The 3,165-nt window shown below is 54.1% G+C and carries 2 protein-coding genes and 1 pseudogene; 2 read left to right on the plus strand and 1 reads right to left on the minus strand.

Annotation, left to right across the window (positions count from 1 at the left end):
• On the minus strand, window positions 1-2,145 hold a 2,145-nt coding region (locus tag ACOSYY_RS08085; RefSeq protein WP_421661760.1), incomplete at its 3' end, for a 6-bladed beta-propeller.
• A gap of 472 nt (window positions 2,146-2,617) precedes the next feature.
• Here ACOSYY_RS08085 and ACOSYY_RS08090 point away from each other — a divergent pair.
• Window positions 2,618-2,791, plus strand: a complete 174-nt coding sequence (locus ACOSYY_RS08090) for a hypothetical protein (RefSeq protein ID WP_421661761.1) — start codon at window positions 2,618-2,620, stop codon at window positions 2,789-2,791.
• Window positions 2,792-2,869: 78 nt separating this feature from the next.
• Window positions 2,870-3,165, plus strand: a pseudogene (locus ACOSYY_RS08095) (hypothetical protein); the annotation flags it as partial.

The following is a 3,165-nucleotide window of genomic DNA, read 5'->3' on the forward strand; positions in this document are numbered from 1 at the left end:
GATGAAGTTTCCGGCATTGTCGAACTTTTGCACGCGATTATTGCCGTTGTCGACGACAAACAGCGAGCCTTGCTGATCGACGCAGAGACCGTACATCGGCGCCATAAACTCTCCGCCGTGCAAGAGCGAGGCACCGCGGCCGGGTTTCCCCCATTTCGACACACACAGATAGCCCGATGTATTGACCAAAATTGTGGTGCTGGCCGGCGTGGAAACATTGTTGCCGATATCTTTGAACCATACATAAATGGTTTTGTGCCCGTCTCCAGGCGAGACAATGAACGGAATGGTGGCTCCAAATTTGATCGCCGGCGTCACGTCCACCCATCCTGGTGTCCCCGCCATCGGCGTGAGCGGACTTTCAGAAATAAAATAGGCCCCGACCCCCGAATCCAAATCGGTCGCCGAAATCGTCACCACGACATCTGGCGAATTGGTCATGAAGGCCCCATGGTTGATCACCGCGTAGGGATTCTGCGGCGCCGTGATATCGATCAGCACGGGCGTCGCCGTCACCTCTTCGGACAGTCCGCTTTCCGCCCCGTCTTCGAATGACGCGGTCACGGCATAATAATAGGCCGTATCGTTGGTGAGACCTTCATGCGTGTAAGGGTTCGTCACGCCTTCAATCTTCGTCGCCCCTTCGAGCGTGACATGGGACGAGGTGCTGAAATAGAGATTGTAGGACTGCGCGCCGGACACTTCCATCCAGCTCAGGAAGACTTCCGTGTCGCCGGCCTTGACGGCAAGACTGCGGGGTGGCTGCACCGCTCCGACTTCCACCGTTTGCGACGGCTGGTCCTTTCCACGATTCATCTCTTCTTCGGTCGGCACGTATTTGAGGACACGGTTGTTGCCGCTGTCGACGACGTACACACACCCTTCCTTATCCACGACGATGCCGTAGGGGAAATTGACCTGCCCTTCCGTTTTTCCGCGATTTCCGAATGAGCACAGGAAGGTACCGTTGCCGTCGAACTTCTGGATCCGATGGTTGCCGCTGTCGACGACATAGACGTTACCCAATGCGTCACAGGCGATACCCCACGGCGATTTGAACTGCCCGGGTCCTTGGCCCTCTCGCCCCCACTTCGCCAAGAAACTTCCGCGAGCATCGAACTTTTGGATGCGATTATTGCTCTCATCGGCCACATAAATATTGCCGACGAAATCGACCGCCACACCGCGTGGGAAAAAGAAGGCGCCGTCGAAGCTTCCGTCACGGCCCCACTTCAACAATGGCTGCCCGTCGGCTTGAAATTTTTGAATGCGCGCGTTGCTCGTATCGGAGACGTACACATTGCCGGTTTGATCCGTCGTAATGCCCCAGGGCACGTCAAAGCGGCCCATGTCGGCACCGCGCCAGGCGAACCCGAACTTACCCCATGCTTTCTGCGCGTTGCCTTCAAGATCGAACTTCTGTACCCGGTTATTGCCGCTATCGGCTACGTACACGGCATCGTCCGGTCCGACAGCCAAACCGCGGGGATAGTAAAACTGGCCTTCCTGTGAACTGGGTTCACCACCCCATCGAGCCAAGAATTTTCCGCTCTTATCAAATTTTTGAATCGAATGGTTGTCGGTATCAGCCACGTAGATGTTGTCGTCCTTGTCGAGCGCAATCCCCGTAGGCGAGTTCAACTCACCGTCGTCCCCCCCTTCACGGCCGATGACCATGGCGAGGAGATAGGGTGATGGAATGGCCATCACTTCTTGCGATTCAGGGCTTTCGCCCTTCGAGGTGACAACGGTGACAACATAGTGGTAACAGGTTCCGTTGGCCAGGTCGTCATGGACATAGGGACTGGAGGCACCTTCCAGGCAAGTCGCCTTCTCTTTCTTCACGCCGATCACGCTCTTGAAATCGTCAGGGCCGGCGATGGGACGGGTCAGCTCTGAGAACTTGATCTGCACACCCTTGGTCGTCTGAAAATAGAGGTTGTAGTACATGGCATCCGGAACCGGATCCCACGCGACGGTAACGCGCCCATTGCCTGATTTTGCCTGAACGTTCTGCGGAGGCAATGGGAGTTCTTCTTCCTCCGTTACCGAATCTCCGCCGCCCCACTCTCCCTGGATTCCTTCGATACAGAGAAGGAACGGATTACATTTAAATGTGTCGTCAAAAAGCCAAGCTTTTATCACGGTATTGCCTCAGGTTGCTTGTGGAACGATTCAGAAACAGTGGAACTTTCAATCGCTTAGACTAGGATTGGTCACTGTAGCAAAGCAACGGAAATAGAGTCAAGGTAACGGTTGCTGTACCTCACAAACCATAATCTCTTAAGAAGCCTCTATGGTATCCGTGGCAGATCGATTACAATGCGCGTCGGCCCGTTGTAAGATCCATGGTCAGACGGTTGAATCCCTTTGGGCGGCGATACCGATGGTATTCAATCACTGAAATAGTACAGGAGTTCGGCAGAGGCGACGATGCGAAATTCCTACCCGCCGTTCATGGTCGCCGGAACCAGAGCGCATGGACGAACGAAGAAGCCTTATCAGCACCCGCTGAGCCATGGCACTGATACTCCAGTATGTCGTCATCGTAAAGGGACAACCTAATAACAATCTTCGAATCAATAACCTCTCCGAGCGGAGTCAAAGGTAAACCATCATGAGAATGTTTCAGGTGAGACAAACTGTGACGTATGAACTGACGACAGCGGCAGGAACGGAACAAGAAGCCATTCTGAAAGCCAAGGGCATTCCACTGACTCAATGGACCCCTGAGGCTGATGAAATCACGGCTGAGATGATCGATGAGACCGATGAGATCGACGAATACTGAGCGACGCTTATCCTGCTCCCGCTTCAAATTTCAAGAACCGATGACACCTACCGGCATTCATCATCAAGGAGAGCACTCATGCGGGCGATTCAAACAATCCAAGCATCGACGTTGTGTTTGATTTTCATCGCTGTGATAACGACAGCAGCCATCGCCGGAGACAAAGGACGTTCAACGGGCCGAGGTACGTCATTGGACAAAAACACCGAGGATCGCGCACGGTATATCATCAAAATAGCGGGTTGTAATGATTGTCACACCACCGGCTATGCGGAGGCTGCAGGGAAAATTCCTGAACAAGACGGGCTCAAAGGAGATGCGACGGGGTGGCGTGTCCCGTGGGGCACAACCGACGCGAGTAACTTACGGCGGGA

Source organism: Nitrospira sp. BLG_2 (assembly GCF_049222245.1).

Coding starts and splice junctions, on each gene's coding strand:
- ACOSYY_RS08090 (WP_421661761.1), top strand. CDS start 2,618: ATGAGAATGTTTCAGGTGAGACAAACTGTGACGTATGAACTGACGACA.